Origin of the sequence: Psychrobacter sp. Ps7 (assembly GCF_022129225.1) — a bacterium.
GTDB lineage: Bacteria > Pseudomonadota > Gammaproteobacteria > Pseudomonadales > Moraxellaceae > Psychrobacter > Psychrobacter immobilis_A.
Genome location: NZ_JADQAH010000034.1, coordinates 1 through 17,480, shown reverse-complemented (window position 1 = coordinate 17,480; position 17,480 = coordinate 1). Strand labels below are relative to the sequence as shown.

At 42.2% G+C, this 17,480-nt stretch carries 14 protein-coding genes; 8 read left to right on the top strand and 6 right to left on the bottom strand.

What is annotated here, in order from left to right; genetic code table 11:
* Positions 1 to 50 precede the first annotated feature (50 nt).
* The 4 genes from I3257_RS10975 to I3257_RS10960 all read left to right on the top strand — a co-directional run bounded on the left by I3257_RS10975 (position 51) and on the right by I3257_RS10960 (position 6,263).
* A complete protein-coding gene (locus I3257_RS10975; protein WP_238049763.1) occupies positions 51 to 836 on the top strand; it encodes a tetratricopeptide repeat protein in 786 nt (261 codons plus the stop codon).
* 240 nt (positions 837 to 1,076) lie between these two features.
* Entirely contained in the window at positions 1,077 to 2,285 is a 1,209-nt protein-coding gene (gene bamB, locus I3257_RS10970) for an outer membrane protein assembly factor BamB (protein WP_238049762.1), read from the top strand.
* 377 nt (positions 2,286 to 2,662) lie between these two features.
* Positions 2,663 to 4,105, top strand: a complete 1,443-nt coding sequence (der, locus tag I3257_RS10965) for a ribosome biogenesis GTPase Der (RefSeq protein ID WP_238049761.1) — start codon at positions 2,663 to 2,665, stop codon at positions 4,103 to 4,105.
* 220 nt (positions 4,106 to 4,325) lie between these two features.
* A complete protein-coding gene (locus I3257_RS10960; RefSeq protein ID WP_238049760.1) occupies positions 4,326 to 6,263 on the top strand; it encodes a HAMP domain-containing sensor histidine kinase in 1,938 nt (645 codons plus the stop codon).
* Between the two features lie 207 nt (positions 6,264 to 6,470).
* Here the strand turns inward: I3257_RS10960 and I3257_RS10955 are convergent, their stop codons facing one another.
* The 4 genes from I3257_RS10955 to I3257_RS10940 all read right to left on the bottom strand — a co-directional run bounded on the left by I3257_RS10955 (position 6,471) and on the right by I3257_RS10940 (position 9,649).
* Positions 6,471 to 6,998, bottom strand: coding sequence for an IS630 family transposase (locus I3257_RS10955; RefSeq protein ID WP_238049774.1), 528 nt, complete (start codon positions 6,996 to 6,998; stop codon positions 6,471 to 6,473).
* A gap of 16 nt (positions 6,999 to 7,014) precedes the next feature.
* Positions 7,015 to 7,317 (bottom strand): IS630 transposase-related protein, encoded by a 303-nt coding sequence (locus I3257_RS10950; protein ID WP_010195977.1) that lies wholly within the window; start codon positions 7,315 to 7,317, stop codon positions 7,015 to 7,017.
* A gap of 151 nt (positions 7,318 to 7,468) precedes the next feature.
* Positions 7,469 to 8,635, bottom strand: a complete 1,167-nt coding sequence (locus I3257_RS10945) for a D-alanyl-D-alanine carboxypeptidase family protein (RefSeq protein ID WP_238049759.1) — start codon at positions 8,633 to 8,635, stop codon at positions 7,469 to 7,471.
* Positions 8,636 to 9,211: 576 nt separating this feature from the next.
* Complete coding sequence (locus tag I3257_RS10940) at positions 9,212 to 9,649, bottom strand: hypothetical protein (protein WP_045444876.1); 438 nt, start codon at positions 9,647 to 9,649, stop codon at positions 9,212 to 9,214.
* Positions 9,650 to 10,278: 629 nt separating this feature from the next.
* Between I3257_RS10940 and surE the strand changes: the two genes are divergently transcribed.
* From surE to modB, 4 genes are all read left to right on the top strand, one after another.
* Positions 10,279 to 11,091, top strand: coding sequence for a 5'/3'-nucleotidase SurE (gene surE / locus I3257_RS10935; RefSeq protein ID WP_238049758.1), 813 nt, complete (start codon positions 10,279 to 10,281; stop codon positions 11,089 to 11,091).
* Positions 11,092 to 11,340: 249 nt separating this feature from the next.
* Positions 11,341 to 12,135 (top strand): M23 family metallopeptidase, encoded by a 795-nt coding sequence (locus tag I3257_RS10930; protein ID WP_201559919.1) that lies wholly within the window; start codon positions 11,341 to 11,343, stop codon positions 12,133 to 12,135.
* Between the two features lie 139 nt (positions 12,136 to 12,274).
* Positions 12,275 to 13,579, top strand: a complete 1,305-nt coding sequence (locus I3257_RS10925) for a lytic murein transglycosylase (protein WP_201553554.1) — start codon at positions 12,275 to 12,277, stop codon at positions 13,577 to 13,579.
* Between the two features lie 386 nt (positions 13,580 to 13,965).
* Positions 13,966 to 14,667 carry a molybdate ABC transporter permease subunit gene (modB, locus tag I3257_RS10920; RefSeq protein WP_238049757.1) on the top strand — a complete coding sequence of 234 codons (702 nt, stop codon included), beginning with the start codon at positions 13,966 to 13,968 and terminating at the stop codon, positions 14,665 to 14,667.
* A 46-nt stretch (positions 14,668 to 14,713) separates the two neighbouring features.
* Here the strand turns inward: modB and I3257_RS10915 are convergent, their stop codons facing one another.
* Entirely contained in the window at positions 14,714 to 15,718 is a 1,005-nt protein-coding gene (locus I3257_RS10915; RefSeq protein ID WP_238049756.1) for a D-cysteine desulfhydrase family protein, read from the bottom strand.
* 317 nt (positions 15,719 to 16,035) lie between these two features.
* Complete coding sequence (locus I3257_RS10910; RefSeq protein ID WP_238049755.1) at positions 16,036 to 16,839, bottom strand: DUF5020 family protein; 804 nt, start codon at positions 16,837 to 16,839, stop codon at positions 16,036 to 16,038.
* Between the last annotated feature and the right edge of the window lie 641 nt (positions 16,840 to 17,480).

Here is a 17,480-nt window from a genome sequence, read left to right as displayed (position 1 = left end):
TGCGGTTTTAGCATTAGCAATTTAATAACAATTTTATCAGGTAAACACATATGGCTCTGACACCCAATTCGCCGAATGCAGACAATTCAATGCAAGCGTTAAAGCAGTATGGCAGCTATATTGTCACTGCGATTTTGTTGGCACTGGCCGCTTATTTTGGTTGGACATATTGGCAGGACAACCATGCGCGCGTAGACACCGTTGCAGCAGATCATTATGCAGACATTCAGCGGTTGAATGAAGAAGTCAGTTTGGCCTCACAAAACCCTGATTTGGAAGCAGAAGCACAAGCAGCACTTGCCCAAAGTCGCACCCAGCTAAACAAAGATATTGATGCGCTAGTTAGCAAGCATGGTGAGTCGGTTTACGCTTGGCAGGCACTGATGATTAAAGCGCGTCAGCAAGTAGATAATAATGAATTTACCGAGGCAAGTGAAACCCTCAAAAAAGCATTGGCTATTGACTTAGGTGATGCAGGTTTACAAGCAATTACTCGTTTGCGCTATGCGACAACGTTACTGGCGGCGGGCGATGCGGATGCGGCATTAGCAGAAGCCAACAATGATATGCCAAGCTCCTTTGAAGCCAGCCAACAAGAATTGTTAGGGGATATTTATTTAGCACAAGGTAATAAAGACTCAGCGATCAAGTCTTATAATAATGCTTGGGAGTTGTTACGCAACCGTCAAGAGACGCGTGCAGTATTGGCATTAAAGATGGAGAGTCTGGGCATCGTACCTGAGCCTATAGACGAACCAGTCAGTCTGATTCAAGAGTCAAGTAGTCCTGCACAGCCCTTAGTGGAAGAAAATGCTGCTGCTGAGGTTGCGCAATAATTGTACAGTGACAAGCGCTGTTAACCAATAATAGCGTTTGCGTTCTACCTAATGCCTGATAATTGCTAGTCAATAGCGCGTATCTATAACCGTTCTACAAGCTAAGTGGTGCAGTAAAACAGCATCGGATAGACCACCAGCACTCATTGAATGTGCTTGGTGAATACTAAGCGCCGATCTGATATTTACTGATAACCAATTTACTAATTAATAATAATTTATTTGTAGTGAGAACTCATAATGACTCAATTTATTCGCTCTAGCAAAATATCAAAAGCTAAAACCATCAAATTGACGGTGATGCATGTGGCAGTATTGGCAGTGATGAGCACTGCGGTGATTGGGTGTAATCGCGGTATTAAACCCGTCGTCAATGATCCAGTCAAGCTGGTACAGATTGCTGAGCCTATCAGTGTGTTGCAACCGGTTTTTAGCACGGATATTGGCAATAAAAAAGCCAGTAAGAAAGATCCATTAGACTTGCAAGTAGGTTATGTCAATGGACAAATCGTCACTGCATCGCGCGGTGGGGACTTGACCGGCTTTAACAGTGCAGGCGAACGTTTATGGTCGATCAACGTTGGCGATCAAATCACGGGCGGCGTTGCTTTAGATGCTTTAAGCCAAACAGCGATTATTAGCACACGCGGTGGTCAGGTGATGGCATTTGATAGTGTGACTGGCGCAAAACGCTGGCAGAAGCAGTTATCAGGATCAGTATTGACACCCGCTTTAATTACCAATAACCGTGTCATTCTATCAGCGAACGATGGCTTTTTACATGGCTTGTCACTACAGACAGGTCAGTCTGTCTGGCAGTTTGCCACACAAGTTCCAGCCATCAGTGTGCGCGGTAGTGCGGCGCCAACGTTGTTGGACAGCAAAACGGCATTATTGGCGACTGCTGATGGTCGTTTACATGCGGTGACGACTGATAGTGGTTTACCGCAGTGGTCAAGACGTGTTGGCGTTGGTACTGGTAGTAGTGAAGTTGAGCGCATGAGTGATGTCGATGGTACGCCGATCGTCGATAAAAACCAGCTATTTGCCATCAGTTATAGTGGTCAGTTATTAGGTATTGATTTGGCTTCGCGTCAAGTCATGTTTGTCAACGAGCTTGCCAGCTTAAAGTCACTTGCTGTAAATAACCAGCAAGTGATTGGTACCAGCTTAGAGGGCAAAGTGGTTGCCTATAATCGAAGTAATGGTGAGGTTCTTTGGGAAAGTGAAGAGCTGGCTTATCGTCATTTAACCAATCCTGTAATGATTGGCAATTATATTGCCGTGGGTGATTTTGACGGCATGGTACACTTATTTGATCCAGCTAGCGGTAAAATCGTTAGCCGTGTACAAACTAAGGGTGCTTTGAGTAGCTTGCAAGTACAAGGCAGCCGTTTAATGACACAGAGCACATCAGGACAGGTTGCTATTTGGCAATTAGCCCGCTAAGCTTTTTATCGGTTAATGCTTACTTAGATAGTATGTTTGATATTATCGTTAAGCCAACGGGTTGATTGCAATTTTAGAGAACACAAACGCTGCTTCGTCAGCGTTTAGTGCCTTGTGTAAATTGCTTGTTTAAATACAGGCTTTCGCGTACTCTATGCGACCGATGCGCCGTACGTGTTATCCATATTTATTATTTATCATTTAGTCATCCTATGTATCACTTGCTAATTGTAAAATAGCTGACTATTATTTTTGCTATTGTTTTATCATTCATTTTAATTTGCGGTCAAGAGCAGCTTATTCACGACTACTGTTATATCACTGGTTATAAGAATAACTGTACTGCCCGCCATTGTGCCTTTCACTGAGAGTAACCCATGAGTATCAAGCCTGTGGTCGCCTTAATTGGTCGTCCAAACGTCGGTAAATCCACCTTATTTAATCAGTTCACAAAAAGTCGGCAGGCATTGGTTGCTGATTTGTCAGGACTGACTCGTGACCGTCAGTACGGTGATGCGACCTATGAAGACAAATCTTTTATCGTTGTAGACACTGGTGGTATTGGTGAGGCGGATGACGGTAGCGGCAACATTGATGACTATATGTCTGAGCAATCGCATACAGCGATTCATGAAGCGGACATCATCGTATTTGTGGTAGATGCTCGTGCTGGTATGATCGGCGCAGATGCGGAGATTGGTAAGTTTTTGCACACCCTTGGCAAACCAGTCTATGTGGTTGCCAATAAAGTCGATGGTGCTCACGACGCTGCACCTGCCGAGTTTTATGAATTAGGATTGGGTGAGCCATATCCGATGGCGGCAAGTCATGGTCGCGGTGTCGGTAATTTGCTTGAAATATTGACGGCTGATATGCCTGAGCAAGAGAATGTCGTAGAGCCAAAAGGTTTGAAGTTAGCGATCATAGGTCGTCCAAACGTTGGTAAATCGACGCTAGTCAATCGTCTATTGGGTGAAGACCGAGTAGTGGTTTTTGATATGCCCGGTACCACACGTGACAGTATTTATATTCCTTATACACGTGAGGGTAAGGACTACGTCTTAATCGATACTGCTGGTGTGCGCCGCCGCGGTAGAATTGATGAAAAAGTAGAAAAATTCTCGGTCATTAAAACCTTGCAAGCAATCGAAGATTCTAATGTAACCGTTATTGTTATTGATGCGCATGAAGGTATCGTTGATCAAGACTTGCATATGATTGGCTATGCGCTTGATGCGGGTCGTGCTTTAGTTGTTGCGATTAATAAGTGGGATGGTCTGACTGCTGATCAGAAAAATTATATCAAGATTGAGATGGATCGCCGCTTTAACTTTATCCCTTATGTAAAAGTGCATCTAATCTCAGCACTACATGGTACGGGTGTGGGTAATCTATACCCGTCTATCTTGCGTGCTTATAAATCTTCGATGTTTGAAGTATCAACCAATCGTTTGACTCAGATTCTGCAAGATGCGGTGACAGCCAATCCACCACCAACGGTTGCTGGTCGCCGTATTAAACTGCGCTTTGCTCACATCGGTGGTCACAATCCGCCCGTGATTGTCATTCATGGTAACCAAACCAGCGCGCTACCTAAGAGCTATCAGCGTTATCTGGAGAACCAATTCCGTCAAGTATTTAAGCTCGAAGGCACGCCGCTCAACGTTGTCCTTAAACAAAATGACAACCCATATGCCAACAAGAGCGATACGCCAACCAAAGCGAAGACGCAACAGTTGCGCCAACGCGAGCGTAATCGGGCACAGAAATTTACTACCAAAGATAAGCAGAAATTCACCAATAAAGATAAAAAGCGTTAATTTAGCCAAATGATGATGGTCTTTATATTGTTGTAGTAGATAAAGATTGTTTTATTCTATTGTTCATGCTTCTCTGTAATGTGCTATATCATGATGATTATATCGGTCATCATGATATATTCATACGTTGTTAAGTTTTATTAACATGTGATATTTCCCTCACTACTCCTACAAAATACCTGTACTATAATCAAAAGTTTTCTTAACTCAGTTAAGTAATATGAACAACCGTCCCTCTCAAACCATCTCTACGCTTATTTGGCGTTCTGTCGTACAAGCCATTATTTTGGCTGTGTTGGCAGGCTTCTTGATGTCTATCGTTTATGGTTTGTTATACCACTATAAAGAGAAGCGTCAGCATATCCAGCAATTGGCTACCATGTTGACCACCAGCGCATCGACAGCCGATGGTGCTGATATCGTGGCTGAGCAAGTGAGATTCTTGTTAGAAAGTGAACCCAGCATTAGAAGTATTTTATTTTATTCAACACCCAAACCTATTGATGAAGTTAATCAATCCAGAGATGATTGGAAGAATGCTTTATTTGCAGATACTGTCAGCTTCAATTATCCCGTTACCAGTGACGATATCGGTGATGATAACGCGCTAGATACGTTAAACAGCAGTCAGCAATCGTTCACAACTTTATCAAATAGTGAGCAAGAATCGTCAGCGTCTAGTGAGGCCAATAAAAATAGCGCATTAGTTGGATATATTAATCTCACTTTAGATGTGAACACCCTGCGTTCACATTGGTTTCGAAGCAATATATTGCTATGGCTTATTACCACGATATTGACGGTACTTTGGGTATTGTACATTCTGCGCAAACTAAAATGGCCAATCAGAGATATTGAAGCTTTGAAAGAAGTCTGTCACATCGTTGTGAAAAACCCAGAGCTTGAGCAGTTACCAGTGATTCCACAGCTTTTTGAATTTCAGGAACTGGTGCAAATCAAGCAAACTTTGGCTGTATTGTTTGATCGTTTACAGAAAGTCCAACAAGATTATGAGGCGCTTGCTATTTTTGAGCAGCAATTACACAACAAAGACGTATCCCTCGATGTGCAGCTGCATAACTTTCAAAGCATGATCACCCATGAGCTGAAAACTTCGCTAAATGCTATCGTAGGCGGTTTACAGCTGTTAGATTACGATACCCTCAATAGAGAACAAAAAGATGCGGTTGAAATTATCAGTGACGGTAGTGATAAATTGGTGTCGTCGCTTGATCATATTATCCAATTGAATCAAATACAAAAAGGTCAGATGAGTATCAATTGTATTGCGTTCAATCCACTGCAGTTAATCGCCGATCTGTTGGCAGAATATGAGCCTATTGCTCGGCAAAAAAGGCTAGAGTTGATCAGCCGTATTCATCATATAGACTATGGTCTAGAAGGGGATGCGGAAAAAATAAAACAAATATTATCGATATTACTGAGCAATGCGATTAAGTTTACTCCAGCGGGGCAGGTGACTATTACGTCGCAATTGACTCATTTTGATAAAAGCAATCGCTGGCAAATCAGTGTGAAAGACACAGGTATTGGTATCGATAGCACTCATATCGATGATATTTTTAATCCGTTTTTCCAAGTGGATTCATCACAAACTCGCCAATATGAAGGCTCAGGTGTTGGTTTGCCAGTCGTCAAGCAAATGGCTCAGCTGATGGGCGCTACTATAGAAGTAGATAGTACGTTAGGGTCAGGCACCCAATTCATGCTGACCATATCGATGACCAATAAACAGCAGTCTCGGCAGCAGCATTTGTTGGCTGGATTGACTATTATTTACTATTATTATCATGAAGTCGGGTTTTTAGCGAAGGAGCTAGAGCGTTTAGGTGCGACTGTCATTTATCGTCAGCATGAAACACTGGTTATAGAGGAGATGAATGTAAGACAGGTGAATATGGTGATGTTTGCGGAAGATATTTTTCCAAGTAAAGCTGAGTCGTTAGCCAAGCGTATTCGTCAATTTGAAAGTGAACATCGGGCTTTATTGGTATATTGGTATCCACCACATCGAGCGAAGCAGTTAGATAGCTTTGAGCATGGTTTGAAAGCAGCTGGTGTCGATTACTGTTATAGCGCCACTTATAAAGATAAAGCATTAAGCGACTTGCTTAAGCGCTGGTTGGTATGGACGTAATAAGGTCAAAATATTTGTCACGCTTACCGTACTAACCTCGTTTAATGTAATCCGTTGCCTTTCATTTACTCATTTACTGTAAATAGTTTCGAACATCGTATTTTCGACAAGAGTGCTTGCTTTTAAGCTGAAAAATATGATGAATGAGGGCAAGCTTGCTGAGTCTAGTAAATCAGTGTTTATCATAGTTTGATGATGACACTATAGTCAAGGCAAAGTAAAGCAATCACAGATCCAAAGAAAATAAAAGAACAGCGTATCTATACAATCTATTTGCCAATCCTTACGTTTTCTTTTCACCCAAGCCCACATCTGCTCGATAGGATTTAGGTCTGGACTATATGGAGGCAGCCATAAAATAGTATGTCCTGCCTCTTCAAGAAGTACTTTGGTATCAAGCCGTTTGTGGAAGGTGGCATTGTCCATGACAATAACACTATTCTTGGGTAGTTCAGGTACTAACAGTTGTGTCACCCAACTGTGAAAGAGATTGCTATCGATGCTACAGTCATAAAGCCCGACCGCGAATAGTTGGTTGTTATGAATGGCACCAATGGCATTGGTCTGATTTTTTAACTGCCAATTATATTCACCAAAGCACTTTTGACCTTTGTAGCAATAGCCGTGAGGTCTATTGTCATGAGACTTAAAACCACTCTCATCTAGGTAGATGACGGGTCTATCTTGGTCTTCAAATTGATGCAATTGCTCAAGGAATACGCGCCTTAATTCGATATCTGCTTTTGGATGATTAAGTGTCTTTTTTTTGAGAAATACCCAGTCTTTTTAAGGCCATACCAATGCCTCTTGGACTACAACTAAGCCTGATAGCACGCTCATGATGATAGCTGTCAGGATAGGTAGCCACATCTTCTATCAGTTTTTGGTTGTCAATTTTTAAGGGACGAAAAACACGTTGCTTGCGCTTAGGGTTTTTCTTCCAACGTTGTATAGTCGCTGGGCTAAGTTGATATTCTGCTGCAAGTTCTCGAAAGCTATCACCTTCCTCAAGCTTGCTTAGTATCATTTGTCTGTAATCTTCTGAGTATGCCATTTGATTAGTGTACTTGTTCTATTTTGCTTTTACTATACTTAATAGCAATAATAAAATCTGTGCGGTGAATGAGGACATAAAAAAGACGCCCAGTTTTGAGGCGTCTTTTTTGTCAGTAATGTTCTTGAAAAATAGCTTCTACTAATATTCTCTAAAACAGATTTTGTGCCCAACGTACGACACGCTGCCAAGTGCGGCTCATAAAGCCTGACTGCTCGATATCACTGGTCGCTATAATAGGCACTGAAGCCACCGCTTTACCATCAATAACGGCCATCATTTTGCCAATTTCTTGACCTTTTTTGATGGGTGCTTCTAGGCTCTCAGGAATATCTACCACAGTCGTGATTTTATTTTTTTGCGTTTTGCTGGTTAGAATTTGCAAATTATCCGCAGTGACTAGTTCGACTTCATCAGCTTCACCGAACCAGACTGGAACTTTGCTGACGAATTGTCCAGCAGGTGCTTTGGTGACAGTAGTGAAGTGGCCAAAACCCCAGTTGAGCAGCTCACGTGATTGATCGGCACGTGCTTGCTGGCTCTCTGTTCCCATAATCACAGAAATCAGGCGCATGCCATCACGATTGCTTGAAGCCGCTAAGCAATAGCCTGCGGCATCAGTGTGGCCAGTTTTCAGACCATCAACGGTAGGGTCGGTTGCAAGCAGAGCATTACGGTTACCTTGAGTAATACCGTTATAGGTGAACTCTTTTTCTGCATAAATACCATAATAGTCGCCGCTATTCTTGATAATAGCACGTGACAATTTGGCCAAATCTAGTGCTGATGCCTCATGCCCTGCGTCAGGCATACCAGTAGAGTTGACGAAATGGGTATTTTTCATACCAAGCTTTTCTGCTTGCTCATTCATCAAGATAGCAAATGAGGCTTCGCTACCAGCGATATGCTCCGCCATAGCTTTTGAGGCATCGTTACCTGATTGAATAATAATACCGCGTAGCATGTCGATAACACTCGCAGATTTATTTACCGGCACATACATGCAAGACTGGCTGCTACTACCACGACACCAAGCATTTGGACTCATTATGACTTGGTCATCTTCTTTGAGGTCGCCTGATGCTAAGCGCTGCTCAATGATGTAACTGGTCATCATTTTTGTCAAAGACGCTGGCGGTAGCGACTCATTGGCGTTCTTTTGTGCCAAAATCTCACCAGTATTATAATCCATCAATACATAGGCGGTATTATCCATCTCAGGCGGCTGGATGGCTGCGTTTGCCATCACTGCACTCATAGAGATACTCACACCGACTACCAGCTGCACCAGCTGATTTTTTACACGCTTTACTGTCATATATCGTTACACCGCATCATGAAACCAAATGTATCTACCGCTTGTACCTTGCACTAAATCTTAAGCATCATTTTAAGTAGCCTGTCTTAAACATTCTGTTTAAAAACAATGTATTAATAAGAGTGGTAATGGCTGAGCGACAGACATAAAATTAACGCCTTATCTTAGCAAAATGCCAACCGATGGGGAATCGATAAATGCAAAAAAAGACCCGATTAAAAAGAAAGAGTAGTAAGAAGTAAACGTTTGCTCAGACTAATACTGCCACAGTGCCTTGAATAGAAATAATTCGACTGTCATAAAAAAGCTTACGGTCATCCTGTTGGTATAAACAGAATTAACGTAAGCTTTTTTGTTACTCATAAGCCTGATGAACAAGCTTACAAGTTTTCGCTAAATAGCCCATAATCAGCGTTCCAAAACGGATAATGCCATGATTTATTGTCATTAATTATAGCTGACTTTATCAATTTAGAATCAATGCTGGGGCATAGCTATTGTAGGGGAGACGATAGAATGTATGATAAGTAAGCCAATTATAATGTTGTAATTGTTGTGCTTAATTATGATGATCAACTACTGGTATTCAGCATTCGCCAAATCTTCGCATAGAGCTTTGTTGTCTTGTTTAGAGAAGCCCATTGTCCAGCTACGAATGCCTTGTAATATCTGGCGATAATCTTGCTGAGTGGATAGATATTGAATCGCTGCTTTTGGATCTTCTAAAGACGGCATCAACTCGTGAAGCTGCACGTTATAAGATTTATAAAAGCGCTGTTTTTGTTTGCCATTGAGCATCGGTGGACATATCTCTGATAGCACTTGCATGACCGCAATTTCATGCTTAGTAACATTGATGCCAGACATATCTAGAGGTATAGTTGTAGCAGAATTATTCGCCGCAAAGGATGCTTGAGACAGCATGGCAACAGACGTTACCAGTCCTGCAAGACTAATTTTGGACGCCGTCTTTGCTATCACAGAAGCTATAGATAATATCGATTGATTTTTCATGCAGTATTACACTCGCTTATCTTTAATTAATGGTGATATGTTAATGGGTAAAAAAACAAAAGTCACATAAAATATTGATTTATGTGTAGATATCTTGTGAGCCAAAGCTCTTTTTGAGCAACATATCAGCAGCATAGACTCATAAGTTACGTCAGCATAAAAATATAAGTTTGTATTGTTGTAAGGTGTTGCCTATTGTAACGTCACGCCAAGTTTTTTTGCTGTTATTGATGCAGATATCATCGTGATAAAATTATAAATTGAATAGATTCTGCGCAAAGACTGGGTTCGTGTCAGCGTATTATTAGGGTATAATCGCCCAAAATTATGGTGGCATCCGCGTTTTGCTCTATCAATTTGTTCATATCCATGCTGTGATATAAACACAGTGTCATTTTACTTTGATAGCGGTATGGCTTTTTTAACTTTGATAGTAAGTTCAGCTACCATTTGGCGCTTGCCAAATGCTGTGTATAAATACTATGTATGCAGAAAAAGTCAATGTAGATGTCAGCGTCAACAGTATGATCACACAACCTAACCACCATTTTCGGGTCTGATTATAGCAATTTTATGCGGCTAAAGTTCATAAGTGGACAGGCGGTCATTAATGAGTATATTGAGTGAGAATGAAATTTTTAATTAGTAATGATGATGGGGTTTATGCACCAGGGTTATTAGCATTATATCAAGCCCTGTCTGCTATTGCAGAGGTGGTAGTGGTTGCGCCAAACAGTGAGCAAAGTGGCTGCGCGAGTGCTTTGAGCCTATCGATGCCATTATATACTCATCAATTGGATTCTGGTTTTATAGCGGTAAATGGTTCGCCCGCGGATTGTGTACATTTGGCATTGCATGAGTTGTATCCTGATACGCGTTTTGATTGTGTGATTACTGGTATTAATTCTGGCGCCAATCTTGGTCAAGACGTTTTATTTTCGGGTACCTTTGGTGCTGCATTAACCGCACAGCTCTTTGGAATACCTGCCATTGCGACCTCCCTAGTGGGCGGCGGCGTCAAAGGAGAAAAGCAAGAGCAGACCAGTCATTATCAAATGGCGGCAGCTGAAATAGTTAAATTATTGATAGAAACACCGATATTAGATGCTTGCAAAAATTTGCCCTATCATGTATTAAACGTTAATATTCCTGATGTGGATAGTGCTGATGATATCAAAGGTCGGAAAATAACGGCGTTAGGGCACCGTCAGATTGCGCGTCCTGTACATCATGTGGTCGATCCACGTGGGCGTGATGCTTATTGGTTGTCGCTACGTAAACGCCCACATGAGTTGCCATTAGAAACTGAAGATTTACAATCCTCTGCAACAGATATGACGGATGATCAAGCGATAGCGGCGGGTTATATTAGTCTATCGCCAGTGCGCCTGCATCATACGCCAGCAGACACGCTTAAAACGCTGTCGGCGTTAATGCTATAAATTTACGCTGCCAAAATGCGTCAAACAGCTGGTCAATATCCTGATATTATCTGCGCTATTTTTGTTATTTGGCTGCCATTTATCTCATTTTTATCACCATTTTCAAAATGAGGACACGCCTTAGAAAATGGTTTACTATCGAGTGATTGATAATGGTATTTGCCAAATACTAAACGGTATAAAAGTTAGCAAAATGCTTGTGAGTAACACAAGGAGTTTGTGAGTAACATAAAGAATAGGAAATCTTGTATGAAGAAGCTTATTGCTGGATCGCGCTTTGCAACAGTGGCATTGATAGGTACTTTAACAGCAGCAACGTTAACGATGGTGGGCTGTGCAACCAAGCCTACTTACCAATCAGCTAACCAAGCGGGACCTAAGATTATTACCAATGCACAAGGCGTTCCTAACTACCATCGTGTACAGCGTGGCGATACGGTCAGCCAGATTGCTGAGCGCTATCGTCTCAGTTACCGTCAAATCGGTTCGCTCAATGGTTTGGACAGCAAGTATACGATTTATAGTGGTCAATGGCTCAAGCTGTGGCAAGGTACGCCAGCCGATAACAATCGTTATAACGCGCCTACAACGACACAGCCAACGTACAGACCACCTGTAACGAGCGTGCCTAATAATAGCTCACAAAGCCCTGTATACGAAGTGACGGCTAACGCAACGTCAGGCTATGAATATCCAAGTCGCAATCAAGTGACTCGTAACTTTGATGCGGCAGCGGGCACGATGGGTATGTGGTTTGCTGGTAATATCGGTGATCCCGTACTTGCTAGCCAATCTGGCACGGTACTGTACTCGGGCGATGGTCTGCCAGAGTATGGCAATCTTATTATGATTCGTCATAGTGATAATTACATCACCGCTTATGCGCATAATAGTCAGCTACTGGTCAAAGAAGGCGATGCTGTACAGCGCGGTCAGCGCATTGCAAACATGGGTAACAGTGGCCAAACCAATCAGGTCGGCTTAGAGTTCCAAGTGCGCTTAAATGGCAATCCTATTGATCCACGTGCGGTACTGGGGCGTTAAACGTGATGCCAAGTAGTGACTGATTTGGCAAGTTTAGTGGCTTTATTCAGAGCGCTTGAATTTCAGAGTGTTTGAATAAAGCCACTTTAACTAAATCGGTTTATTTGAGTCGCTTTACTTATTCATACTTGAGAATTTTATGATGTTAAAAAAACAATATCTTGCTCTGTTTCCTGCGTTAGTGATGGTTGGGTGTACCAGCCAACAGGCGATGCAAAAACCTAGCAAACCCGTGCGTCAAGGCAGCGTTCAGATTACCCAAACTCAAACCATTCAAGTGAAGCCAGCACCGAAGCCTGTCATCAAGCCGCAGCCAGTGGCAAAGCCAAGCTATAACAGCTTCTCTGATTGGAAGTCGGATTTTTCTATGCGGGCGATTTCATCAGGCCATGATGCAGCGACGGTGCGTCGTCTACTTGATACCGCTTATTTAAATCAGCAAGTCATCTCACTTGACTCAGGACAGCCAGAGTTTTCTAAGATGCCATGGGAATATGTCGATTCTGCCGTATCTGATGGGCGTGTGAGTACTGGTAAGCGTAAGTTCGCCGAGCAACGGGCATTTTTGTCGCAATTAGAATCGCAGTACGGTGTCAATGCAGAAATAATCGCTGCCATTTGGGGCATGGAGTCGTCATACGGCGTGGTGACGGGTAATAGCAGCATACCAAGCTCGCTTGCGAGTCTGGCTTATGATGGTCGTCGCCAAGAGTTTGCCGAAACTCAGTTGTTGTCATTAGCGACGCTATTGCAGCGCGGTGATGTGTCTTGGTCGCAGCTAGATGGTTCTTGGGCAGGCGGCATGGGACAGACGCAGTTTATCCCTGATACTTGGCTGAAGCACGGAGTGGATGGCGATGGTAATGGTCACCGTAATCCGTGGGCAACGGGCGATGCACTGGCTTCCACCGCTAATTATTTGAGCAACTCAGGTTGGGTTCGAGGTCTAGCGCCATTTTACGAAGCGACCATTCCTGCCTCATTCGATTACTCTATGGTTGGTAGTAAGCAGCCTGCCGCGAGATGGGCAGCGATGGGTGTTGATACCATCGCTGATGTTTATTTGGATGCCAATACTGAAATGGAGCTGTGGCTACCAGCTGGCAAGGATGGTCCAGTGCTGCTACTTAGTCCAAACTTTGATGTGATCAAGGTTTATAATAACTCATCGAGCTATGCGCTAGGTGTCAGCTTATTGGGTAAAGCGCTTGCTGGACAAGGCGGGTTACAGAAATCATGGCCGCGTTATGAGCGTCCATTATCCACAGCTCAAGTACGAAATTTACAGCAGCGTTTGACCAACTCAGGCTATGACACCAAAGGCGCTGACGGTATCGTGGGTACCAATACTCGGTTGGCGTTCCAGCGCTGGCAAGCAGACAATGGTCAGACTCCAGACGGCTTTATTACTCAGCGTAGTGCATCATCTTTAGCTTCGTGGTGAAGCAGGTTGATAGAACTTTTTTTGACTCGTATTAATTCTCATATTAGCGTGTTAAAAGAAATTTTTTAACCATCATTTTTGACGGTAATATTTAATACGATGAGCTTAGTGAATAAAATAAAAAAGCACCTTATTAGGGTGCTTTTTTATTTTACGCTATGATTATTTTTCAACAGACCATAATCTTGTCAGGTTTTAATAAATAATATCGACACAGGAAGACTGGTACTGTGGCTGATAAACGCTACACTGTTTGTTTATCAATGTGCTTTACTTATCAACGTGCTATTTATAAGAGCTGGCATTATATTTGTCTGTTCAATCTTTTAATATTAGATACAATAGATCCTTTATCCTCATAACGAATGGCAACGAGCAGTGACATTATGATAGACCAGTCTCTTATGTCCGATATGCTTAGTCCATTTTGGGTCAGTATTAAGCTTGCTGGTGTCACTACCATTTGTCTATTACTGTTCGCAACGCCTGTGGCTTATTGGCTCGCTAAGCCCAGTCGTATGCAAGTTGTGGCACGTCTTAAAGTCTTGCTTATGGGCATCATTGCCATGCCATTGGTTTTGCCGCCTACCGTCATTGGCTTTTATCTTTTATTACTGTTAAGCCCTAGTGTCGGTATTGGTAAATGGCTTAGCGAACATCATATCAGCCCCTTGATATTTACCTTTGAAGGTCTTGTCATTGGTTCGATTATTTATTCTTTGCCTTTTTATATTCAGCCTGTCTACGCCCAATTTTTACGTATTCCACAAAGCGTGATGGAAGTGGCACATTTATTGGAGCCAAGCCGTTTCAAACGGTTTCTCAGAGTCGCTCTGCCACAAGCGCGTGTCGGTATTGTGCTCGGCAGCTTAATAAGTTTTGCCCATACTATTGGTGAGTTTGGTGTGGTTTTGATGATAGGGGGTAGTATATCCGATGAGACTAAAGTGGTCTCGATTGCGATATACGAGCAAGTAGAGGCGCTGAATTACGAGGCAGCGCACATGATGTCTGGGATTCTCATCATTATGGGAGTGATTATGGTGGCGTTGATTGCTAGTGTGAGCCGGCTGAATCAACGCTTATAAGATTGTAGTTAATACCTATAGCTTGAGTTAATGCGTCAAAATTTATTTATCCATTTCTTTTCATCATATCTAAGTCACTTGAGTAGGCAAATAAAGCTGGTGCACCGCCCGTATGCCAAAATAAGACACGATCGGTTTTCTTGATTTTGCCAGACCGAATCATATCTATGAGTCCGCCCATCGCACGACCCGTATAGACAGGATCTAAAAGTATGCCTTCTGTTTGAGCTGTCATTGCAATGGCTTCATTTTCTAATGTACCAACCACGCCATAGCCTTCGCCCACATAATCAGAGTTGAGTATTAAATCGGTTTCTGAAAACTGATGATCAGCACCGATAAGGGAAGCCGTGCTATTGGCAAGCGCGACGGTATACTGATCAAAAGGCACTTTGTCTGTTTCACCTTTATCGATATTGATACCTACGATTTGGGCGGGCGAATTGAGTATTTTTTTGCCAAGCATCAAACCGGCTTGTGTTGCCCCAGAGCTAGAAGCAAAAATGATATGAGTAAATGATAGGTCCATGCTTTCGCGTTGCGATTCCAACTCTTTAAAAGCTTCTACAAACGCTAAAGCACCCAGCTCATTGGAGCCGCCATAGGGTATGACATATGGTTTTTTGCCTTGTTTTGTTAACTGCTCAACGATTTTAGGAATGTCTTCTCCTTTGCGATTGGCGCCTGCCCAATGGATGTGTGATCCAAAAATTTTGTCTAATAAAAGATTGCCACTTGTTTGTTCGGGTTCTTCTCCACCCAATACTAAATGGCAGTCAAATCCTAAGCTTGCCGCCGCGGCAGCAGTTTGGCGACAATGGTTTGATTGTGCGGCCCCTGCCGTAATCACGCAATCAGCACCTTGAGCAAGGGCATCACCCATGATAAATTCAAGCTTACGGGTTTTATTACCACCCAATGCCAGTCCCGTGTTGTCATCTCGTTTCATAAAAATAGTAGGGCCATCAAGCGCTTTACTCAATCTGCTGAGTACTATCAATGGAGTAGGGAAGAAGCCCAATGATTGTCTGGGTATGTGGTTATATTCCATATTTTGTCCCTTTTATGATAAGAAAATGCTGAATAATTTTAAAATATAGCCATTGATAAAGTCAGTTAAAAATGATTGTTTAGCGGCTATAAATAGCCAATAATTATACGTCGTAACAGCCTTATAAAACGTATGAATGCGTATCCAGCTTTAGAATCAGTGGAATCCTAAGGGTTGATTTATCAAATATAAAATGAAAATCCTCATGCAAGCTGTCAAGTTTGCATGAGGACTATTTGTTTTATTAACAAACTATTTATTTTAGTGAGAAAGAGTTGAGAGCTGTTTTAGAACTATTTGTCAAACCAATTAGACGGTTAAAAATGAAATTTCACTAGAGCGCTAGGCACATTTTGAGTTGTATCACTGCCATACTTATTTTTCCAGTAACTATATTCCATACCGACCTCTAAGCGATTATCAATGCCTAATAGTGGTTGTAAGTTATACTTTATTTGCGGATTGATATGTAGTTGGTTTTTTAAGTCGTCGTTGTTAAAAGAGTAGTCTACATAACCATCGACCACAACGTTGTTTTTCTCCCAACCGTAAGTTAAGGTGATTTGCTGGTCATCATCAGTATTATCATTGAAGACATGGTACAAGGAAGCAGAGGCGTACTTCATACCTGAAATAGGGACATTCAAATCTGCCCCTAGTCCTATCATATAGTTGTCTTGGCTAAAGCCTTTGCTGTTCGAGCCAAACTCATATTGCCCAGCTAGATTGAGCTGTTTGATAAAGCTATCATCGAAAGTTGTGAGCTTAAGCTTGGGCGCAAACTCACCATAGGTTTCTTTAAATCTATTGTTTTCAATATCATTTGCGCCTTGATGGCGATCGACGAAGAAAAATACGCCGCCCCAACTGTGGGTAGATGCGTGCTCCAGAGTGATGGTCGTCAATTCTCCGTCTGTTACCAGCTCATAGTCATTACCATACAGTACAGAAAGACTGGTATCGGTGAAAAGCACCTTTGCATGGCTGCTGCTCATCGTACCCAAGGCAACGATCGCGGCTAAAGCGGTGGTTAATGAGCTACTAAAAAACAGTTTTTTCTGAATATTGGTTCTACATAATTGGCTAGCCAGTGGCAGGTTTACAAACAAGTGATAACGCACAGTAATATTCCTTTATATAGAGTGGGTCATCCTAGCAGGCTGGGTATATGACAGAAGCGCGTTTTAACTTCCTGTCAAAACGGGTCAATGCTGCTAAAGACGAAGCGCGGTCAATTTTTGATAGCAGTCTAAAACAATGAAGATAAATACTATCAATATAAGTATTGTCAAAAGTATAAAAAATACTCTGTTGGCTATATTATCCGCAATAATTCTTAACACTTCGAAACAGTTAAGCATGTTTTATAATGAGTGACAACCATAAGCTGGCTAAGAATAACGGTCTATCAAGCCTTCTAAGTATTTGATATTACCTAAGTTTATGATTTTATTAAATTAACTGACTAAATGGTCAGCTTTATTATTTTTGTAAACAAGGAGATGTGTCGAAGTAGTTGGTAGGCTAAACCACTAGCAATAATTATTACGATTCAGAGTAGTGAGAAGAGCTGGTAGGGTGGTTGAGGACAAATGATATGAGAGGCAAGTGAATAGAGGTATGGCAGAATTAATAGACACAAAAAAACCTCAAGTAAACTAATACTTGAGGCGAAACTTGCTTAAACTCGAAAGTCTAAATTCGTTTTAAATATGGCGCAGCGGACGGGACTCGAACCCGCGACCCCCGGCGTGACAGGCCG